Here is a 20,515-nt window from a genome sequence, read left to right on the forward strand (position 1 = left end):
CGTTCCTATCGGGGACAGACCGCGTCGCCCTCGTTGGACGCCAACTTCACCTCGGCGACCGACAGGGCGAACGGCCCATCCGTGCCGACCACGAACGGCGCGGTGACGTGGTCCATCTTGGCGCCCGCCGCCTGGAAGCAGGACAGCTTGATCTTGACGCTGCGCCACTCAGGTCCGGCGGACATCACCATCAGCGGCGTGACGTCCAGCGTTCCGCCGCAGGCGGCGGCGTCGCTGCAGCCGATGCTCATCGTCACCGGCTTGGCGGGGCCGGCGTCGACGCGATAGCGGACCTGGACCGCCATGTCCCCCGTCGTCTGCCGCGACAGGTCGACCGGCGGTCCATGGATGGCCAGCATGCCCTGACCGGTCCAGACGGCCTGGCGGGCGTTCTCCTGCGCTCCGGCGTCGATGGCCTTGACGCTGCCCGAGCCCTGGAAATCGATCATCCACGGGGCTGGGGCACGACCGGCGACGAAGTAGCGGTCGACGCTGCCGGCGGTCGCCACCTGGCCCGGATCCTCCGGCAAGGCCGCGACCTTGCCGCCGTGGGCGTAGGACAGGCCGTAGCCATAGGCGAACTGCGGGTCATAGCCCGGCTGGCCGCGGTTCAGCGGGCCCTGGTCGGCGCGCTTGGGCCAGGAGAAGCCCAGCTTGCCCTGGAAGTCGCGCCTGGGCTTGCCGTCCTTGCCGGCCACCAGCACGTCGGCCACCCCGCCGCCCTCGCTGCCCGGCAGCCAGGCGGCGACGAAGGCGTCCGAGGCGTTGATCTCGGGATTGGTCCACAGCGGCCGGCCCGACAGAAACACCGAGACGACGGGGATGCCCTGGGCCTTGAGCGCCTTGAGCAGGGCCAGGTCGGTCTTGTCGGCCAGCTGGTAGCCCAGGTTGGCGACGTCGCCCTGGAACTCGGCATAGGGGTCCTCGCCGAACACCACGATGGCGACGTCCGGCCGGGTCTTGAACTTGCCGTCCGGCGCCAGCTCGGCCTGGCCGCCGCTGGCCGCCACCGCCTCCGACAGGCCGGCCCAGATCGACTGGCCATGCGGGAAGTCGCTGTTCTTGTTGCCGGTCCCCTGCCAGGTCAGGGTCCAGCCGCCGGCCGCCTTGCCGATGTCGTCGGCGGCTCCGGCCACCAGCACCCGGGCGCCGGGCTTGATCGGCAGCACGCCCTGGTTCTTCAGCAGCACCAGCGACTTGGCCACCGCCTCGCGGGCCAGGGCGCGGTGGTCGGGGGCGCCGAGACGGTCGAACCGGCCCTGCGTCGTCGGGGCGACCCGTTCGAACAGCCCGGCCTTGACCTTGACCCGCAGGATGCGGCGCACGGCGTCGTCCAGCCGCGCCATCGGGATCTCGCCCGACTTCACCTGGGCCAGGGTGCTGACATAGAGCGGCTTCCAGCTGTCGGGCGCCATGTACATGTCCAGGCCGGCGTTCATCGCCTGCGGGCAACTGGCGTTGGTGCAATCCGAAAGCTGTCCGTGGGCGTTCCAGTCGCTGACCACGAAACCCTCGAAGCCCATCCGGCCCTTCAAGACGTCGGTGATCAGGCTCTTGTTGCCGGTGATCTTCTGGCCGTTCCAGCTGGAGAACGAGGCCATGACCGTCAGGATGCCGGCGTCGATGCTGGGCGGGTAGCCCTGGGCGTGGACCCGGATCAGCTCTTCTTCCGGAATCCGCGCGTCGCCCTGGTCACGGCCGCCTTCCGTGCCGCCGTCGGCCAGGAAGTGCTTGGCCGAGCCGGCGATATGACCGCTGCCCAGGGTCTGGCCGGCCTTCAGTTCGCCCTGCAGGCCCAGGGTCATCGGACCGGCATAGGACTTCACGACCTCGGGGTCCTCGGCATAGCCCTCGTAGCTGCGACCCCAGCGGTCGTCGCGCGGCACGGCCACCGTGGGACCGAAGGTCCAGTCGCCGCCGACCGCCGCCACCTCCTCGGCCGTGGCGACGCCGATGCGGCGGATCAGGTCGGGGTCGCGGGCCGCGCCCAGGCCGATATTGTGCGGGAAGATGGTCGCGCCGACGATGTTGTTGTGACCGTGCACGGCGTCGATGCCGAACAGGAGGGGGATCGGCGTGTGGCCAGGCCGCGCCGCCAGCGACTCCGCGCGATAGGCGTCGATCAGGTCGGTCCAGGCTTTGGGCGGCGCGCGATCGTCGCCGCCGGGCGCCGAGTTGCCGCCGGCCAGGATCGAGCCCAACGGATAGGTCCGAAGGTCTTCCGGCGTCATCGAGGCGATGTCGCCCTGGATGGTCTGGCCGACCTTTTCCTCCAATGTCATCTTGCTCATCAGGTCACGGACGAAAGCCTCGGTCCTGGCGTCGGTGATCGCCGCCGGGCTGTGGGCCTGGGGCCAGCGAGCGGGCGTGGCCACGGGCGAGGCGGTCTGGGCCGAGGCCGCGACCCCAGCCAGGGCGGTCGAGGCCGCGAGGGTCACAAGCAGGACGCGACGGAGCGGACGGCGGACGATCATTCAACACCTTCGAGAGAGCAGCGCGACGGTCAGCGCCGTGGCGAAAAAATCGGCGCGGCGAGGAGAACTTCGCCGCGCCGAAGGTTGGAGAGCCCCCGATGACAAGGGGTCCAGCCGCTTGCCCGCCGAGATCGGCCGGACAGGCGTCATCCCCGCCGAGTGGCGGCGCTGGAGCGGGATGAAAGTCGATCCTGAACGCGCCCGCGACGCGCCATGCGGGCGCGACACGGGAGGCGTGAGTGGTTTCCTTCCCTGTTCGACGGGGCCTCTCGGTCCTCTCGTTGCGTAAAGCTCATCACACGTTGACAGCGCTGTCCATTTAAAAGGTACCGGTATCTTCGGGCGAGGTGAATTCGGCGCTTCCTTTGGGACTAGGCCGCGACGGATCGGCCCGCGCCGAGCGCCGCCTGATGGGTGGGACTTTGCGCCACGACGGTGGCGACCTGCTGGGCCAGGCGCGGCAGGATCGCGCGGACCTGGCGGAAGTCGGAGGCGTCGACCAGCGGGTCGTGGGCCCGCGGTCGCAGACCCATGCCCTCGAGCACGTAGAACCAGGACAGGTCGGTGAAGAGCTCGCCGGGCCGGGTGTCGATCCGTCCGCAGGCCCGGTAGAGTTCCATCCGTTCGGCCAGGCTGTCGGGGATCGACGCCTCGGCCCGATCACGCCAGAACGGAGTGTCGTCGCGCGCGGTGGCGCAATAGTGCAGCACGATGAAGTCGCGGAAGGTCTCGTACTCGGCGACCAGCGCCCGGTTGTAGGCGGCGATGTTGGACGGCGCGAAGTCCCGATCGGGGAAATGGTCCAGCAGCTTGTAGAGACCGCTGCACACCAGGTGGATGCTGGTCGATTCCAGCGGCTCCAGGAAGCCCGAGGCCAGGCCCAGCGCCACGCAGTTGCGGTTCCAGAACGCCTTGCGCCGGCCGGTGGTGAACCGCAGCTTGCGGGGCTCGGCCAGGGGCTCGCCGATCGCCGCCAGCAGTTCGCTCAAGGCCGTCTCGTCGTCGATCGCCTGGCTGGCATAGACATAGCCGTTGCCCACCCGGTGTCGCAGCGGGATCTTCCAGCGCCAGCCGGCGTCCTGGGCCACGGCCAGGGTGTAGGGCGCGGGCGGGCCGGCGTGGGCGGTCGGCGCGGCGATGGCCCGATCGCAGGGCAGCCACCGTGTCCAGTCCTCGTAGCCGGTTTCCAGCGCCTGCTCGATCAGCAGGCCGCGAAGGCCGCTGCAGTCGATGTAGAAGTCGGCCTTGACCTGCTCGCCGTCGGTCAGGGTCAGGGCGTCGATGAAGCCGTCGTCGCGCAGGACGGCGCGGGCGACCTCGCGTTCCAGCCGCCGCACGCCGCGGCGCTCGGCGTGGTCGCGCAGGAACTTCGCCACCAGAGCGGCGTCGAAATGCAGGGCGTGGCGCAGGCCGGCCAGCGGGCCGCCGGCCCTTGGGTCGGGAGGGGCGAAGCGCCCGGCCTCGCCCAGGGCGGCGGCCAGGCTGAAGTCCGGCACGGCCATGTCCAGACCCTCGGTCCGCGCCTTGTGCCAGACATGGTGGAAGGGACGGCGGTCGATCGACACGCCGAACGATCCGAACGGGTGCCAGTAGCTTTCGCCGACCCGGCTCCAATCCTGGAACTTGATACCCAGCTTGAACGTGGCCTGGGTGGCCTGGAGGAAGGCGTCGAGGTCGACCTCGATCAGCTTCAGGAAGTCGAGGATCGGCGGGATGGTCGCCTCGCCCACCCCGACGATGCCGATGTCCGGCGACTCGATCAGGGTGATGGCGCAACCCGTTCCCCGCAGCGTCTGGGCCAGCAGGGACGCGGCCATCCAGCCGGCCGTGCCGCCGCCGACGATGGCGATGGACTTGATGGCTCTGTCGGTCATGACGCTCTCCGCGACGACGACGAGATCGGCGTGGCGACGGACGAGCCGTCGCCACGCCAGCCCTGCTACATGCCGAACTTGAACCGCGCGCCCAGCACGATCCGGCGGTCGCCGGTGGCGTAGCGGAACGGCAGGTTTTCCCACTGCAGGTAGCGGCCGGTCTCTTCCTTGGTCAGGTTGATGCCTTCCAGCACCACCTTGATCTGGTCGTTGATCGCGTAGCCGATCTGACCGTCGAGCTGGCCATAGGCCCGCTCCCAGGTCCCCAGCTTGTGGGCGTCGTCGACGCCGCCGCCGGCGCTGTTGTCGACGCCGAAGCCGAAGTTGCCCTGGAAGCTCTTGTCACGCCAGGCGTAGGACAGGCGCGCCTCGAAGCCGTGGCCCTCGTAGTAGCCCTGGACGTTGAAGGCGTTCTTGGCCACGCCGGGGATCGGCAGGTGGTCGTCATAGTCGTTGGAGATCGAGGTCTTGGAGTCCGAGTAGGTGTAGTTGGCGGTGAAGCCGAACCCATTGTCGAAGGCGTACTGCGCGGCCAGTTCGAGGCCCTTGATCGTGCCGCCCTCGCCATTGATCGGCTGGTTGAAGATGCCGGTCGTCGCGCCCGCCACGGAACCGTCGGCCACCGTCCGCGAGACCGTCTCGGTCTGGATGAACGAGTCGACGTTCTTGTAGAACAGCGCGGCCGAGAACAGGCCCTGCGAGCCCATGTAGCGCTCGTAGGCGACGTCGAATTGCGAGGCGCGATAGGGATCGAGTTCCGCGTTGCCGCCGCTGCCGTTGGTGTAGAGGAAGCGGTTGAGGTTGGGGCCCGGCGTCGAGCTGCGGGTGAAGTTGTAGCTAGAGCCCGTGGCCAGCTGGAACAGGTTCTGGCGCGACACCACGCGAGCCGCCGAGACGCGGACCTTGTCGGTGTCGTTGATGTTGAACACGCCGCTGACGCTGGGCAGGACGTCGGTATAGGAGCGCGACGTCGTGATGTTCTCCGGATTGGAGATCACGCCGTTCCAGCTGTCGGTCCCGTAGAAGTTGGGCACGGTCGGGGTGGCGCTGGCGTCGATGGTCAGCTCGGTCTTCACCACCCGCACGCCGCCGTTCAGGTGATAGCCGTCATCCGCGCCGCCCGCATCGGCCATCATGTAGCCGGTGGTGGTCTTTTCCTTGACCTTGAACGACTGGATCGGGTCCCGATAGTACTTGAACGGCGTCGAGGGATAGAGCGCCGACAGCCAGCCGACCGGGTTCTTCATCTGGTCGCGGTTCTGGAACAGGGCCGTGATCCCGCCGACGGTCAGGGTCTCGAAGCGTTCCGGGTTGCTCGCCGCCGTCTGGTACGGGGTGATCAGGGCCGGCGAGGCGCCGAAGCGGCCGTCGTCGGTCGCGGTCTGGCCGCAGTTGGGACGACCCGGCGTGCCGGCCGGCAGGCCGCACGACTTGAAGCCGATGGCCCCGTCCTGGAAGTAGCCGAGCGGCGTCCAGTCCTGGCCCAGCGCCTGGCCGTTCAACTCGCCCTTGCCGGAATAGTCGGCCAGCAGGAGCAGGAAGTCGGAATCGACCTTGCGCTCGGCGTAGCGGGCGCCGGCGCTGAGCGTCAGATTGCCGTTTTCACCGAACTCCGGACGATACTTGAAGTCGGCGCGGACCGAGGTGTTCTCGATGCCGGTGCGCTCGCCGAACACCCAGTGCGACTTGGCGAAGACGCTGCTGGGGGTGGTGAACTGGCTGGGATTGGCCGGGGTGAAGGTCGGGTTGTCGCCGTTCGTGTAGGTGTAGATGAAGGTCGCCGGGGCGGTGGCGTTGGGGATCAGCCCGGCCGCCGTGCCGTTGCGCACGCCGTACTGGGTGTAGCGGACGTCGTTGTTGGCGCTGTCGCTGGTGTAGTCGCTCTTCGAATAGGCGCCACGAACGCTGCCGGTCAGGCGACCGCCGTTGTCCCAGTTGGCGGCCAGCTGGAAGTTGTCGGTCTTGGCCTCGGCATTCTGCACATAGGAGGTGCCTTCGGCCGAATTGGCGGTGACCGTGCCGGTTTGCAGGACGCCGTTGGTGTCCTTCGAGAACCCCGCCGCCGAATAGTTGGCGCCCTCGTTGGCGAACGGGAACTTGATCGAGGCTTCGCTGGTCAGGATCTTCAGGTCGGAGTGGAACCAGTCGGCCGTCAGCTGCACGGAATCGGTCAGGGCAAAGTCGACATTGATCGAGGCGCCCAGGCGCTTGCGTTCCTGGTCGCGATAGGTGGCGTAGCGGTATTCCGGCGACCAGACGTCGACCGTGCCGGCGCCTTGAGGACGGTCCTCATAGGCCCAGCCGCCGCGGTTCTCGCCGGCCAGCACGTCGGTGTGGCTGTCGGTCTTGTCATAGGACACCGTGCCCAGCACGGCGAAGCGGTCGCTGAACTTGTGGCCCAGGACCAGCGAGCCGGTCGGGGTCCAGTCGCCGCCCGTGCCCTTCTGGCCGCGGATGTCGCCGGCGATCGTCGTGTCGTCCCGCAGGCTGAGCGCGTTGCGGGTCTTCAGGTTGATGATGCCGCCCAGGCCGCCTTCCAGCAGCGAGGCGTCCGGCGACTTGTAGACGTCGACGCCGCCGATCAGCTGCGAGGGGATGCCTTCCAGCGAGTTATCCTGGGCGATCTTGCCTTCGTAGAGGCGGAACAGCTCCAGGCCGCTGACGAAGATGTCGTTGTTCAGGACCGTGACGTTCTGGTCCAGGCCGCGGATGCGGACCTTGGTGCCCTGGCCGTTCTCGCGGTCGATCTGCACGCCGGGCATGCGCTGCAGGGACTCGGCGATGTTCTGATCCGGGAACTTGCCCATGTCCTCGGCGGTGACCGACTCGATGATCAGGTTCGAGTTCTTCTTGAGGTTCAGGGCGTTGGCGAGCGAAGCCCGGAAACCGGTGACGATGACCGCTTCAACCTCAGCGGGTTTTTCGGCGGGCGCCGGCGCGGTCTGCGCCGCGGCCTGGCCGGCGGCGAGCAGCACCAAGACCGAGGCGGCCGATAGCAAGGCCGCGCGTGATCGATAAGACGTTGTGGTCATTATGCATTCCCCTGATTTGCGGCAGCAGTTCTCGTTCTCGATCAGCGGAGCCGAGCGAGCCAAGACGCGGAGATTGAGGGATGCCTGCGCATCCTCCCGTGGAAGTCCGGCTTTTTTGGCATGCCGGTAATTTGAACCTAGGGGTGTAAGACAGCGCTGTCAACACGGCGACGTCTTTCCTAAACTCATTTTAATTTATGGCGCTTTGGGATCACACATTCGTCAGCGCGGTCAGGGTCACGGGCTCCATGGCGGCGTAGCCTTCGGCGGTCGGATGCACCCCGTCATAGGCCAGGCCCGGCCGCATGCCGCCCGCGCCGTCGTCCAGGACCCGGGTGTAGTCGGCCAAGCCGGCGCCGCTTCGCGCCGCGAAGGCTCTGAGCCAGTCATTAAGGGCGGCGACCTTGGCCGGCGGCGCCAGTCCCGGCCGCCACGGGAAATCGAGGGCCGGGGTGACGGCGGCCAGCACGACATGCACGCCATTGGCCTGGGCCAGCACGGTCATGGCCTGGAGATTGGCCTGGGTGGCGACCGGGTCGTAGGGCCCGGCGTTTTCGGCGATGTCGTTGATCCCGGCCAGGATGTGCACCGCCCGGGGCTTCAGGGCGATCACGTCCGGCCAGAACCGCACCAGCATCTGGGCCGTCACCTGGCCGCTGATCCCGCGGCCGAGGAAGCCGTGGTCGACGAAGAAGGCGGGACGGGCGGTCCGCCAGCCCTCGGTGATCGAGTCGCCCATGAACACCACCCGCCGCCGCTCGGCGGGCAGGTCGCGGTCGACGGCGTTCTCGGCGGCGTAGCGCTGGAGGTAGGGCCAATCGGTGCGAAGCCGCGCCTCCTGTGGGCTCATCGGAGCCAGGGGCGGGACTTGCGGCGGGATCTGGGACGGGGTCGTGAGCGGGGCCTGGGCCTGGGCCTGGGCCGCGCGGGCCGTCAGGGCCAAGCCCAGGCCGCCGGCCATGATCGCCCGCCGGTCCAGGCGCGCGCGGCTCACCGCACCACCGCCACGGCCGGCGTCACGTTCCAGCCGCGCAGCGCGACCTTGGCCCCGGCGACCGGACCGGCGGGATAGCGGATCTGCACCGCCCGTTGTTCGCCGGGCAGCAGCGAGACGTAGTTGTCGGCGTAGTAGGCCGGCAGGATCCGCCGGCCCTTGTCGTCGACCAGGGTCAGCTTGCCGTTCAGGGCCGGGGCCGCGCCGGTGTTGGTCAGCGACACGGTGACCACCGTCTCGTCGCCCGCCTTGGTCGAGCTGGCCGCGATCGACACCGGCTGGGCGGCCATGGCCGACAGCTGACGGCTGCCGGCCGCGTCGCGCGCCAGCCAGTAGAGGTTGCTCGACAGCGGCGTTCCGTCGGCGGCGGTCAGGTCCAGCCGCACGATTACCGCGCCCTGGACGGCCAATGAACCGGCCAAGTCCAGGACCTCGCCCTGGGCGACGCCATTGGCGGCGGCGTCGATCCGGCTCGAGCGCTCGGCCAACGGCTTGCCGTCCAGGCCCAGGACCCGGGCCCGCAGGGTCGCTCCGGTGATCGCGGCGGCGCCGTTGTTGACCAGTTCCAGCCGGTGGTCGGGGAAGTTCATCTGGACGTGGACGATCTCCGAGCCCTTCTGGGTCCCGTAGTACGAGGCGTGGGTGTCGTAGTCGTGGCTGAGGATCTGCCACATGGTGCTGGGCCAGGCTGGCTGGGTCATCCACAACAGACGGCCCGACGACTTGGTCCACAGCTCGGCGTTCATGCCCTCGAAGATCGCCCGGTGGGTCTCGTAGTTCATCAGCTGGGCCTTGCGCTCGAAGTCCTCGAGGCTGGTGGGCGCGCCCAGCTTGGCGGTCATGGCGTCCATGAAGGTCTTGGTCGCGCCGTTCCCGGTCGGGTGCCAGTCGTGATAGGCCCAGACGTCGCTGATCGGCCAGCGGTCGGGGGCCGGAACGGCGGCCTCGAAGGCCTCCAGGGTCGGGAAGGATGGCGTGCCGACCTCGACCGAGAAGCCCTTGGCGTGCTCGGTGTAGTAGGTCTCCGGCTCGCGGTAGTTATAGGGCCCGCTGTTCTGCAGGTTCACCCGGTTGGAGCTGCCGGTGTACCAGCGCGTGCCGTCCAGCTCGTGGACCAGCGCCTCCAGGCCCTCGTTGAGGATCGGCTGCGGAATGCCCTCGTTGCGGCCGAACCACAGGGCGATCGAGGGGTGGTTGCGGTAGCGGGCGATGACGTCGGCGGCGTTCTTCAGGAACAGCGGCACGTCCTGCGGCTCCAGCTGGTAGTCCTGGGTCGAGGCCCAGAAGTCGTTGAGCACCAGCAGGCCGTACTCGTCGGCCAGGTCGAAGAACACGTCCTCGGTGTTCTGCCCCACCCAGTTGCGGATGGTGTTGAGGTGGGCTTCCTTGTGCAGGCGGAAATAGGGCTCCAGCCGTTCGCGCGACACCCGCTTGCGCCAGTCGTCCGTGCCCCAGTTGCCGCCCTTGGCGGCGATCTTCACGCCGTTGACCTTGATGACCAGGTAGGGCGTCAGGCCGGTGTCGGGCACGTCGCGTACCGCGGGCGAGGTTTCGCCGACCTTGGTCAAGGAGGTGGCCCAGCCGTCGGCGACCTTGCGGACGCCCTCGTGGCTGCCGTCGGTGACGTCCTGACCCAGCTGGCGGGCCTTGGAAAAATCGACCTCGACCCGCCGCAGGTCGCCGCCTTCTTCCATCAGCGACAGCTCGTAGGTCATCTGGCGGATGCCGAAACGGCTGTCCTGCCGGTCGGACGCCTTGCCGTTGGCCAGGGCCGACAGCCGCAACCCGTGCAGGGCCGGCTCGCCGTAGCCGTTGGGCCACCAGAGTTTGGGGTTCTGGACCGACAACTGCTGGAACTCGGCGGGCGCGAAACGGACCTCGCCCGCGCCGGGGGCCAGGGTCACGACCTTCTCGACGGCCACGGTGTCGAAGGCGGCGCGGACCGTGGCCTGGACCGGGGTGTCAGTCAGGTTCTCGACCGGCACGGTGATCTCGATGTCGGCGACGCTGTTGTCCGGCTTGCCCGCCACCTGGGGAAGCGTGGTGACCACATGGCTGTCGCCGATCCGCACCGGGCCGGTCGAGCGCAGCACCACGTCCTGCCACAGGCCGGTGTTGCGGTCGCGGACGCTAGGAATCCAGTCCCAGCCCTCGCTGGCGATGAAGGTCGGGCCGTCCAGGGCCTGCAGGCCGCCGTTCTCGCCGACCCCGGCGGTCAGCGACTCCTCGTGGGCGAGGCCCGGATGCGGCGGCGGCGAGATCTTGACGGCGATGGCGTTGCGCGCCCCGGGCCTCAGCTTGCCGGTGACGTCGAACTGGCCACGGATGAAGGCGCCCTTCAGCTCGCCCAGCTTCTCGCCGTTCAGCCAGATCTCGGCGGCGTAGTTGATCCCCTTGAAGATCAGTTGCTGGTGGCGGCCGTCCTGGCCGCCGGGGGCGTCGAACTCGGCGCGGTACCAGTAGTCCTGCTTGTTCAGCGATTCCGGGATGGCGGTGTTGTTGAGGGCGTAGTCCGGGTCCGGATAGACGCCGCGGTCGACCAGGGTGGTCAGCACCGTGCCGGGCACGGTGGCGCGATACCAGGTCCGGGTGTCGAACCCTGGCTTGGACAGCGCTGTCTTTTCGGCGGTGACTTTCGGGGCCTCGGCCAGCGACCAACTGGCCACGACCCAGGCCTGGTCGCCGCCGAACTCCGGGGCGGGGCGCAGGGCGGGGCCGGCATAGGCCGGGATGGCGACCGGCTTGGGGACTGGCCCCTGGCTCTTGGGCCGCGTCCATGCATCCTGCGGCGCGACCTGACCGTACATCTGGCGCACCTGCACCGGCCAGGACGGGCTGCCGGTCTCGAACACCGTCAGGCCTGGATCGGGGCGGGCGGCGGCTAGGGTCTTGAGTTCGGCGGGGCTCCGCGCCCGGCCCTCGGCCGTGAACCCGGCGATCTGGCCGCCGAACGGCTGGGTTCCGGCCAGCTTGCGCGGGCCCAGCTGCAGCACCCCCGCCGGGCCGACGGGAGCCGCCCGGCCTTCGCCCACCTTGGCGCCATCCAGATAGAGCGAGACCTTGGTCCCGTCCGACACCGCCGCGACATGGCGCCAGACGCCGGGCTTCAGCGCCCCTTGGCCCTTCACCACCGACCCACCGGCCGTCACGGCCGGCGCGCCGTCGTCCAGCATCAGGAAGCGGCCTGTGGCCGTGTCGCCGACCCCGGCCACCACGACCCGTCCGGCCGTCGCCGTCATCGCCTTCACCCAGCCTTGCAGCGTCCACGGCCCTTCGGCGGGCAAGGGTGCGGGAGACGGGCCGGCCAGGGGCTTGGTCAAGCCGTCGCCGCCGCGCGGCAGGTCGGCGTTGTAAGGTCCGTAGACGGAGGAGGTCTGGGCCTGGACCGGGGTCGTCAGGAGCAAGGCGCAGGAGGCCAGCAGGGACAGGCGTGAGATCCGGCGGGCGAAGGTGGTCATGACGGGGTGTCCTCCTCGGGCCGGCCTCTGTGGACCGCTTGTCTTCAGGTGGTCTGATCAGGCGTCGACGGCGGCTTGCGCCTCCGCGGTGGTCCACAGACGCGCGGCGCCTCGCACGCCCGACGAGTCGCCCCAATGGGCGGGCGCCAGCCTGGCGCGCCAGCCGTCGGAGAACACGTGCGGTTCGATGAGGCCCGGCAGCCGCTCATAGAGCTCGCCGACATTGGAAAGCCCGCCGCCGAACACGAAGGCGTCGGGATCGGCGATGTCGCAGATCACCGCCAGGCCGCGAGCCAGGCGATCGAGATAACGGTCGAAGCTGATCACGGCCTCGGCCTCGCCGGCCCGGGCGGCGGCGATGATCGCCTCGCCGGTCAGCTCCTGGCCGGTGCGCGCGGCATGGTCGCGGCGCAGGCCGGTGCCGGAGATCCAGGTCTCCAGGCAGCCATGCCGGCCGCACCAGCAGGCCGGCCCCGGCGTCTCATGGGTCTTCGGCCAGGGCAGGGGCGTGTGGCCCCACTCGCCGGCCACGCCGTTGGCGCCCTCGACCAGCTTGCCGTCGACCACCAGCCCGCCGCCGCAGCCGGTGCCGATGATCACCGCGAAGGTCACCTTCAGGCCCGCCGCCGCGCCGTCGACGGCCTCGGACAGGGCCAGGCAGTTGGCGTCGTTGGCCAGCCGAACGGGACGGCCCAGGCCGGTTTCCAGGTCCTCGCGGAAGCGGCGGCCGTTCAGCCAGGTGGAGTTGGCGTTGCGCATGACGCCGGTGCGCGGCGACACCGACCCGGGCGCGCCGACCCCGATCGAACCGCGCGCGCCGGCCTGCCGTTCGACCTGGGCGACCAGGTCGCGGACCGTCGCGATGGCGGCGTCGTAGGATCCGGGATTGGGCGCGCGGACGCGGGCCAGGAAGTCGCCGTTCGGGGCCAGGGCGGCGGCCTCGATTTTCGTGCCGCCAAAATCAACGCCGACCTGAATCAACCCGTCGTCCTCCGCCCTTCCGGCGCGCGTGCTGTGGCGCGCTGCCAATTTCGCTCATAGCCAGGGATGGCGAATAAAGAAAGTAATTTAAATAATCCAATGCGCCGCCGGTCGCTATCGCCGCCCGCCAAGGCGATGCTACTAGGAACGCTCTTGCTCAGGATCACCGGATGCCGCCCTTGGAAGCCTCGCGGAAGTCGAACCGGAAGCGCACCGCCGGCGCCAGCCTTTCGGGCGCCAACCTGGAGCGGGTCGGCGACCACAATCAGCGGGTCATCCTGCAGGCGATCCGGGTCGGCGGGCCGATCACCCGCGTGGCCCTGGCCCAGATCAGCGGCCTGACGCCGCCGGCCGTCGCCAACATCACCAAGCGGTTGCTCGACGACGGACTGATCCTCGAGGCCGGACGGGTTCAGGGCGCGCGCGGCCAGCCAGCCATGAACCTGATGATCAATCCGGACGGCTGTCTGTCGATCGGGGTCAATATCGACCGCGATCACATCACCGTCGTCATGCTCGACCTGCTGGGGGCGGTGCGGGCCCGCGCCAGCCAAGAGATCGAATTCCCGCTGCCGGAAGACGTGGCCCGGTTCTGCAAGATCCAGATCCGCAAGATGCTGGTGGCATGGAAGGATCGGCCGCCTCGCCTGGCGGGCATCGGCGTGGCCCTGCCCGACGACTTGGGCCGCGTGGACCTGCCGCATCGCCCGGAAAACTACGACGTCTGGAGTTCGGCCGACGTCAGCCAACTGCTGGCCGACGTCCTGCCGTTGCCGGTGTTTCTCGAGAATGACGCCGCCGCCGCCGCCCTGGGCGAGCTGCAGTTCGGTCATGGCCTGCGCAAGCCCAGCTTCTTCTATGTGCTGATCTCGTCCGGTCTGGGCGGCGGCCTGGTGGTCGAGGGTAACTATTTCCGGGGCGCGCAAGGGCGCAGCGGCGAGATCGGCTTTCTGCCCGTCCGCTCGCCCAAGACCACGGCGCGGTCGTTGCAGGCGGTGGTGTCGCTGTCGGCTCTCTACGCGCATCTGGAAGCCGGCGGCGTCACGGTCGGCCGCCCCGATCAGTTGGCCGACCTGCCGCCGAAGGGCCAGGCCTTGGTCGAGGAGTGGATCGCCCTCAGCGCCAAACTGCTGGTCCAGCCGTTCGTGGGGATCAGCTGCGTGGTCAATCCCGAGGCCATCTATATCGGCGGCCGCCTGCCCACCGACCTGATCGACCGGCTGGTGACGGCGGTCAACGCCCGCCTGGCCCGGCTCGAGGACGTGCCCGCCCTGGCCCCGGTCGAGCGCGCCGCGACCTCGGCCGACGGCCCGGCGGTCGGCGCCGCCCTGCTGCCATTCATGGACCAGCTGCTGCCGTCCCGCGCCGCCCTGATGAAGACCAGCCAGGGCTGAGGGTTACCAGCCGGGACTCCATTGAAGTCCCCCTGTTGTTGTCATCCCGGCCAAGGGCCGCATAGCGGACCGCGGAGCCGGGACCCAGGGCAATCGCATTGCGCCGGCCCCTGGGTCCCGGCTCTCCGCTTCGCGGAGGCCGGGATGACAACCACAAAGGGCCAGCGGCCTAGGGGGCGCTGCTCGTCTGTATCAGATCACCCGCTGGGCCGTCACCGGCTGGGCCTTGCGGTGCTGGGCGTCGAGCATGACGATGGCGCGGTGGGCCGCGCGGATCGCGCCCTCCTGCCAGGCGCCGACATGACTGAGATACTCGCCGGCGAAGTGGATCGGACCATCTGGCTGACCCAGCAGGTGGTAGTCGGGCTCGTCGTCGCTGGCCCAGCCCACGCCGATGCCCAGGGTATGGGGCACCGCTGCCCACTGCACCTGCAGAGGCTTTTCCAGCAGCTGGCCACAACCGGGGTGCATGGCCTCGATGACCTTGCGGGTGTGCTCGATCTGGGCGGGGCGCGACATCTTCATCATCTCGGCGGCGCCGGGTCCGCCGGTGTAGCAGCCCAGGATCACCCCGGTCTTCGAGTGCAGGCCATAGCTGGGGTACCAGACCATGTTGCTGGGCCCCTTCACGAACGAGAGGCCGCCATAGATCTGGTACTTGGGCCCTTCCCAGAAGCGCGGGGCCTGCCAGGCGATCTTGATGCTGTCGCGATAGGGCGTGCGGGCGATCGCGGCCTTGTAGGCGGGGCTGAAGTCGGCGTCGATCTTGGCCAGCACCGGCAGCGGGATGGTCGAGATGCAGTAGTCGGCCTCGATCGTCATGTCGGCCTTGGCGACCATGTCGCGATAGACGACCTTGACGCCTTTTCCGGTCTTGCGGATCTGGCGCACCTCGCAGCGGCGCTTGATGATCCTGGGTCCCAGGGCCTTGGCGAAGGCATGGGGGATGGCGTCCATGCCGCCCTTGGGCTGGAACATGGTGGCCTGCATGTCGATGACCTCCTCGAACAGCACGCCGTTCCAGAGGTTCTCGTCGAGCAGCACGCTCATATCCAGCGGGTCGTGAGGCGTGCCGACCTCGCGGCCGGCGCCGGGTTCGGTTTTCAGGCCGGCCCGCTCGGAGCCCTTGTAGAAGAGGTCCGGCGACAGGTCGCCATAGGTCTTGAGGAACGCGACCATCCGCTCCTTGTCCTGCGGGGTCAGGTCCTGGTCGAGGGCGCCGGTGTTGATCGCCTTGGCCAGCAGTTCGGAGACGTGGCCGCGGGTGTCGTTGATCGCCGTGCGCATCTGGATCGGCTTGCCACCATTGGCCTCGGGATTGAGCAGCAGGGCGCTGCGGCTGGAATTGACCTCGACCTCCAGTTCGACGCCCAGCTCGCGGCAATAGCCCAGAACGATCTGGTGGTGGCTGGGCAGGCGCGCGGCGCCGGCGTTCATGTACTGGCCTTCGTCGAACTGGCAGACTTGGCGCGAGCCGTCGGTCATCTCGATCGCGTCGTCCTTGCGCACGGTCCAGACGCGCCCGCCGGTGCGGGCCCGGGCTTCGAGGATCGTGCAGTCGTAGCCGGCCTTGCCCAGTTCCCAGGCCGCCGCCATGCCCGCCACGCCGGCCCCGAGGATCACCACCTTGGCGCCCTTGCCGCCGCCGCCCTTGGCCAGGTCCGGCGGCGCGCCGGCGAACGCCGTGCTCGGCGTCAGCAGGCCCAGGGCTTGCATCGCCGTGAAGGCGGCGCTGTAGCCGCCGGCCGCGCCGATGGCGTGAATGAAATTGCGACGGCTGACCGGCATGCCTACCCCTGGGCTCGATGAACTGGGCGGTATGCGAAAGGTCTGGTTCCGGGGCGTCAATCAAAGACGGCGGCGCCGCGCGATTGCCCGCGAGGCGCCGCTGACGCTTGCAGCCCGCGCCGCATTTCGCGGCGACGGGGTCCGGAGGCGTGCACGCTCTGGTAAGCCGCGTGCGCCTCCGGACAAGTTTGGAGCGCCTAGACCGGCGGCGGATTGACCGCCTTGAATCCCCCTTCGCGCCAGTAGGGATAGTGAGGATAGGCCGGGGTCACGGCGCTGGCGGCGTCGAGGCGGGCCACCTGCTCGGGGGTCAGGGTCCAGCCGACCGCGCCGAGGTTCTGGCGCAGCTGCGCCTCGTCGCGGGCCCCGACGATCACGCTGGAGACGGTGGGCCGGCGCAGCAGCCAGTTGATGGCGATCTGCGGCAGGGTCTTGCCGGTCTCGGCGGCGATCGCATCGAGGGCGTCGACCACGGCGTAGAGCTTTTCGTCGTCGACCGGCGGGCCGATGTCGGCGGTCTCGTGCAGGCGGCTGACGGCGGGCAGGGGTTGGCCGCGACGGATCTTGCCGGTCAGGCGACCCCAGCCCAGCGGGCTCCAGACCATGGCCCCGACGCCCTGGTCGATCCCCAGCGGCATCAGTTCGTGCTCGTAGTCGCGGCCGACCAGCGAATAGTAGGTCTGGTTGGCGACGTAGCGCGGCCAGCCGTGACGGTCGGCGGCGGCCAGTGACTTCATCAACTGCCAGCCGGAGAAGTTGCTGGCCCCGACATAGAGCACCTTGCCGGATCTCACGAGGTCGTCGAGCGTCGACAGGGTTTCCTCCACCGGTGTGAAGGCGTCGAAGGCGTGCAGTTGCAGCAGGTCGATGCGGTCGGTGCGCAGGCGCTTGAGCGCCGCCTCGACGCCGCGCGTCAGGCGCAGGCGCGAGGTCCCGGCGTCCAGCGGCCCGTCGCCCATCGGCAGGCCCAGCTTGGTGGAGATCAGCGCCTGGTCGCGGCGGCCTTGCAGGGCCTCGCCGAGAATCTCTTCCGAAGCGCCGTTCGAATAGACGTCGGCGGTGTCAAACAGGGTGACGCCGGCCTCCAGGCAGATGTCGATCAGCCGTCGGGCCTGGGCGACGTCGGTGTCGCCCCAGGCGCTGAACAACGGGCCCTGGCCGCCGAAGGTGCCCGCGCCGAAGCTGAGGGCAGGGACCCTGAGGCCCGATTTTCCGAGTTGGCGATATTCCATGGGGTTGTCCTCTTCTTGAAATCCAACCCACCTCCGCTTTCCCGGCGAAGGCCGGGACCCAGATTCATCCGGGGCAGCTCGTGGGTTTCATCTGGGCCCCGGCCTGCGCCGGGGAAATGGAGAAAAGTCAGGCAGCCTTGAGCTCACGCCGCTCGATCGACAAACTCAACGCCGCCAACCCCAGGGCCGACAACGGCACGGCGGCGGCGATCAGGGGCACGGCGGACAGGCCGGGTCCATGGGCGATCACCGCGCCGCCCAGCCAGGCGCCGAAGGCGTTGCCGAGGTTGAAGGCGGCGATGTTGAGGCTGGAGGCCAGGCCCTGGCCCGCGCCGCCGGCCTGCTGCAGCACCCGCATCTGCAGCGGGGCGACGGTGGCGAAGGCGGCCGCGCCGAGCGCGAAGGCGGCGACCACCGCCCCGCCCCTGTCGTGGAAGCCGAAGGCCGAAGCCACCAGCACCAGGGTCAGCAGGCCCAGCGATCCCAGCAGGGCCGGAGCCAGGGCTTTGTCGGCCCAGCGCCCACCGACCAGGTTGCCGCCGACCAGGCCGGCCCCGAACACCAGCAGGATCGGCGACACCGCCTCCTTGGAGAAGCCGGCCAGTTGCGTGAGGATCGGCTGGATGTAGGTGAAGACCGCGAACACGCCGCCGAAGCCCAGGACGGTCATCAGCAGGCCCATCTGCACCTGCGGCCGGGCCAGCACGGCGAACTCCTCGCGCAGCGGACCAGGTTCGGCCGCTACCTTGTCGCGCGGAACCAGGACGGTCAGCACGACGAGGGCGACCAGGCCGATCGCGCCCACCGCCCAGAAGGTCGAGCGCCAGCCGAAGGCCAGGCCCAGCCAGGAGCCGAACGGCACGCCCAGCAGGGTGGCCAGGGTCAGGCCGGTGAACATGATGGCGATGGCCGACGCCTTGCGCTCGGGCGCGACCAGGCTCATCGCCACCATCGACCCGACCCCGAAGAACGTGCCGTGAGCCAGGGCCGTGACGATCCGGGCGACCATCAGCAGGCCGTAGTTCGGGGCCAGGGCTGCGGCGACGTTGCCGACGGTGAAGATCGCCATCAGCACCAGCAGGGTGGTCTTGCGGGGCAGGCGGCGGGTGGCGATGGTCAGGATCGGGGCGCCCACGAAAACGCCGAGCGCGTAGCCGGTCATCAGCAGGCCGGCCTGGGGGATGGAGACGCCGAGATCGGCCGAGACCTGCAGCAGCAGGCCCATGATCACGAACTCGGTGACGCCGATGCCGAAGGCGCCGACGGTCAGGGCGTAGAGGGCGAGGGGCAAGGTAAGGCTCCGCTGGCGATGTCGAGCAGCGAAGATGGTGTGATCTCATCCCATGAATTAGACTGTCGGAAAGATGCACACCTGTGAGCTGAGATCATAGATGGCCCGACTGGACGTCAATCGCTCCGGCGAAATGGAAGTGTTCGCCCGCGCGGTGGAACTGGGCGGCTTCTCGCCGGCCGCGCGGGCCCTGAAGATGACCCCGTCGGCGGTCAGCAAGCTGATCAGCCGGCTGGAAGCCCGCCTGGGCGCCCGGCTTCTCAACCGCTCGACCCGCAAGCTGCTGCTGACCGCCGAGGGCGAGGCGTTCCACGAGCGGGCGCTGCGGGTGCTGGCCGACATCGACGAGGCCGAGTGCGCGGTCGCCGCCAGCCAGGCCCCGCGCGGCCGGGTGCGGATCAATTCCAACGTGCCGTTCGGCCTGCACCACCTGCTGCCGCTGGTTCCGCGCTTTTCCGCCGCCTATCCCCAGGTCACGCTCGACATCGTGCTCAGCGACACGGTCGTGGACCTGATGGACGCCCGCACCGACGTGGCCATCCGCGTCGGACCGATGCGCGCCTCGCAACTGATGGCCCGCAAGCTGGGCGAAAGCGCCATGGCCGTGGTGGCCTCACCCGCCTATCTGGCCCGCCACGGCGCGCCGAAGACGCCGCGCGACCTGGCCGGCCACAACTGCATCGGCTTCAACTTCGCCCGCCATTGCGACAAGTGGCCGTTCGTCTTCGAGGGCGAGCGGCTGTCGCTGCCGATCCACGGCGACGCCACCGCCGGCGACGGCGAGACCTCGCGCCAGCTGGTGCTGGTCGGCCAGGGCCTGGCCCGGCTGTCGCATTTCCACATCGGCGGCGACATCGCCGCCGGCCGGTTGGTCCCGGTGCTGGAGGCCTGCAATCCCGGCGACGTCGAGGAGATCCACGCCGTCTATGTCGGCCACGGCGGTCAACTTCCGATGCGTGTGCGGGCGGTGATCGACTTCCTGGTCGGGGAGGTCGACCTGACGCGGCCGCCGGCTATCGCCGTCCTCTAGGCGAACGCCGGGCTGTTCAGACCGGCTTGTCGAGAAAGGCCCGCACCAAGGCCACCGTGGCCTTGGGGTTCTCCTCCATGATCCAGTGGCCGGAGTCCGGCACGACCCCGGTCTCGACGTTGCTGGCCGCGAAGGCCATCACCTGGCCCATGGTCGTGCCGAACGACTTTTCGCCACCGAGACCGAGCACCGGCATGGCCAGCTTGCCCTGAGCGAGGAAGGCCTTGTTGTCGATGGCGTCCTGGTCGAAGGCGGCGAACTGGGCGAAGCCCGAATGCATGGCGCCTGGCTGGGCGTAGAGCTTGGCGTAGTGCTGGCGCGAGGCCTCCGTGAAGCGGGCCGGGGTGGCCGAGAACTCGTTCCAGAAGCGGTCGAGATAGATCCGCTCGCGGCCGGCCACCAGGCGTTCCATGTCGGGGCCGCCGAACCGGAAGTGCCACAGCAGCGGGTTCTTGAGGATTTCTTCCCACGGCCCGACGCCCGGCAGCGGCGCGTCGATCAGCACGAAGCGGGTGACCCGGTCGCGGTGCTCGGCGGCGAAGGCGTAGCCGACCATGTTGCCGATGTCGTGGGTGACCAGGTCGGCCTTGTCGATCTTCAGGGCGTCCAGCACCCCGGCCACGTCGCTGCCTTGGGTCTTCTTGTCGAAGCCGCCGGCCGGCCTGGAGGACAGCCCCATGCCGCGCAGGTCGGGCACGACGACGGTGTGGTCGCGGGCCAGGTCGGTGGCCATCGCGCCCCACATGTCGCCGGTCTCGCCATAGCCGTGCAGCAGCACGACCGCCGGCCCGTGGCCGCCGACCCGGACGTGGATCGTCGCGCCGTTGGTGGTGATCTCCTGGGTGCGGAAATCCTTGGGAAAGGGCGCGATCTGGGCGAGGGCTGGCGAACCCAGCCACAGCACCGCGAACGCCAGGGCGATCGATCTGAACATGGTCGGTCTCCGACAGGACCCCGAGAGGATCGG

12 protein-coding genes are annotated in these 20,515 nt (G+C 69.2%); 2 read left to right on the forward strand and 10 right to left on the reverse strand.

Features of this window, described 5'->3' with window-relative positions:
• Nucleotides 1-5: 5 nt before the first annotated feature.
• The 6 genes from ASD79_RS22275 to ASD79_RS22300 form a co-directional block, all read right to left on the reverse strand.
• The gene (locus tag ASD79_RS22275; RefSeq protein ID WP_056725754.1) at nucleotides 6-2,474 is read right to left on the reverse strand and encodes an exo 1,3/1,4-beta-D-glucan glucohydrolase; all 2,469 of its coding nucleotides are present in this window, start codon (nucleotides 2,472-2,474) and stop codon (nucleotides 6-8) included.
• A 371-nt stretch (nucleotides 2,475-2,845) separates the two neighbouring features.
• Nucleotides 2,846-4,348, reverse strand: a complete 1,503-nt coding sequence (locus ASD79_RS22280) for a tryptophan halogenase family protein (RefSeq protein ID WP_056725756.1) — start codon at nucleotides 4,346-4,348, stop codon at nucleotides 2,846-2,848.
• A gap of 65 nt (nucleotides 4,349-4,413) precedes the next feature.
• On the reverse strand, nucleotides 4,414-7,380 hold the full coding sequence (locus tag ASD79_RS22285) for a TonB-dependent receptor (protein ID WP_056725758.1): 2,967 nt from the start codon (nucleotides 7,378-7,380) through the stop codon (nucleotides 4,414-4,416).
• A gap of 211 nt (nucleotides 7,381-7,591) precedes the next feature.
• Nucleotides 7,592-8,374 (reverse strand): SGNH/GDSL hydrolase family protein, encoded by a 783-nt coding sequence (locus ASD79_RS22290; protein WP_235524557.1) that lies wholly within the window; start codon nucleotides 8,372-8,374, stop codon nucleotides 7,592-7,594.
• Nucleotides 8,371-11,832 carry a glycoside hydrolase family 2 gene (locus tag ASD79_RS22295; protein ID WP_056725761.1) on the reverse strand — a complete coding sequence of 1,154 codons (3,462 nt, stop codon included), beginning with the start codon at nucleotides 11,830-11,832 and terminating at the stop codon, nucleotides 8,371-8,373. The genes ASD79_RS22290 and ASD79_RS22295 overlap by 4 nt, the downstream gene beginning before the upstream one ends.
• 57 nt (nucleotides 11,833-11,889) lie before the next feature.
• Nucleotides 11,890-12,813, reverse strand: a complete 924-nt coding sequence (locus tag ASD79_RS22300) for an ROK family protein (protein WP_056725764.1) — start codon at nucleotides 12,811-12,813, stop codon at nucleotides 11,890-11,892.
• Nucleotides 12,814-12,983: 170 nt separating this feature from the next.
• Between ASD79_RS22300 and ASD79_RS22305 the strand changes: the two genes are divergently transcribed.
• Complete coding sequence (locus ASD79_RS22305; protein ID WP_056725766.1) at nucleotides 12,984-14,207, forward strand: ROK family transcriptional regulator; 1,224 nt, start codon at nucleotides 12,984-12,986, stop codon at nucleotides 14,205-14,207.
• Nucleotides 14,208-14,399: 192 nt separating this feature from the next.
• Here the strand turns inward: ASD79_RS22305 and ASD79_RS22310 are convergent, their stop codons facing one another.
• The 3 genes from ASD79_RS22310 to ASD79_RS22320 all read right to left on the reverse strand — a co-directional run bounded on the left by ASD79_RS22310 (nucleotide 14,400) and on the right by ASD79_RS22320 (nucleotide 18,518).
• Nucleotides 14,400-15,995 (reverse strand): FAD-dependent oxidoreductase, encoded by a 1,596-nt coding sequence (locus ASD79_RS22310; protein ID WP_056725767.1) that lies wholly within the window; start codon nucleotides 15,993-15,995, stop codon nucleotides 14,400-14,402.
• A gap of 197 nt (nucleotides 15,996-16,192) precedes the next feature.
• On the reverse strand, nucleotides 16,193-17,227 hold the full coding sequence (locus tag ASD79_RS22315; protein ID WP_056725769.1) for an aldo/keto reductase: 1,035 nt from the start codon (nucleotides 17,225-17,227) through the stop codon (nucleotides 16,193-16,195).
• 127 nt (nucleotides 17,228-17,354) lie between these two features.
• Nucleotides 17,355-18,518, reverse strand: coding sequence for an MFS transporter (locus ASD79_RS22320; RefSeq protein WP_056725771.1), 1,164 nt, complete (start codon nucleotides 18,516-18,518; stop codon nucleotides 17,355-17,357).
• Nucleotides 18,519-18,618: 100 nt separating this feature from the next.
• Here ASD79_RS22320 and ASD79_RS22325 point away from each other — a divergent pair, with 100 nt between their 5' ends.
• Nucleotides 18,619-19,548, forward strand: a complete 930-nt coding sequence (locus ASD79_RS22325; protein WP_056725773.1) for a LysR family transcriptional regulator — start codon at nucleotides 18,619-18,621, stop codon at nucleotides 19,546-19,548.
• Between the two features lie 16 nt (nucleotides 19,549-19,564).
• Here ASD79_RS22325 and ASD79_RS22330 read toward each other — a convergent pair whose 3' ends face one another.
• Nucleotides 19,565-20,482 carry an alpha/beta fold hydrolase gene (locus ASD79_RS22330; protein WP_056725777.1) on the reverse strand — a complete coding sequence of 306 codons (918 nt, stop codon included), beginning with the start codon at nucleotides 20,480-20,482 and terminating at the stop codon, nucleotides 19,565-19,567.
• Between the last annotated feature and the right edge of the window lie 33 nt (nucleotides 20,483-20,515).

Origin of the sequence: Caulobacter sp. Root655 (assembly GCF_001427665.1) — a bacterium.
GTDB lineage: Bacteria > Pseudomonadota > Alphaproteobacteria > Caulobacterales > Caulobacteraceae > Caulobacter.

Bases quoted from the DNA above. Each gene is read 5' to 3' on its own strand.
- ASD79_RS22275 (WP_056725754.1), bottom strand. From the start codon at position 2,474: ATGATCGTCCGCCGTCCGCTCCGTCGCGTCCTGCTTGTGACCCTCGCG.
- ASD79_RS22280 (WP_056725756.1), bottom strand. From the start codon at position 4,348: ATGACCGACAGAGCCATCAAGTCCATCGCCATCGTCGGCGGCGGCACG.
- ASD79_RS22285 (WP_056725758.1), bottom strand. From the start codon at position 7,380: ATGACCACAACGTCTTATCGATCACGCGCGGCCTTGCTATCGGCCGCC.
- ASD79_RS22295 (WP_056725761.1), bottom strand. From the start codon at position 11,832: ATGACCACCTTCGCCCGCCGGATCTCACGCCTGTCCCTGCTGGCCTCC.
- ASD79_RS22305 (WP_056725766.1), top strand. From the start codon at position 12,984: ATGCCGCCCTTGGAAGCCTCGCGGAAGTCGAACCGGAAGCGCACCGCC.
- ASD79_RS22310 (WP_056725767.1), bottom strand. From the start codon at position 15,995: ATGCCGGTCAGCCGTCGCAATTTCATTCACGCCATCGGCGCGGCCGGC.
- ASD79_RS22315 (WP_056725769.1), bottom strand. From the start codon at position 17,227: ATGGAATATCGCCAACTCGGAAAATCGGGCCTCAGGGTCCCTGCCCTC.
- ASD79_RS22325 (WP_056725773.1), top strand. From the start codon at position 18,619: ATGGCCCGACTGGACGTCAATCGCTCCGGCGAAATGGAAGTGTTCGCC.
- ASD79_RS22330 (WP_056725777.1), bottom strand. From the start codon at position 20,482: ATGTTCAGATCGATCGCCCTGGCGTTCGCGGTGCTGTGGCTGGGTTCG.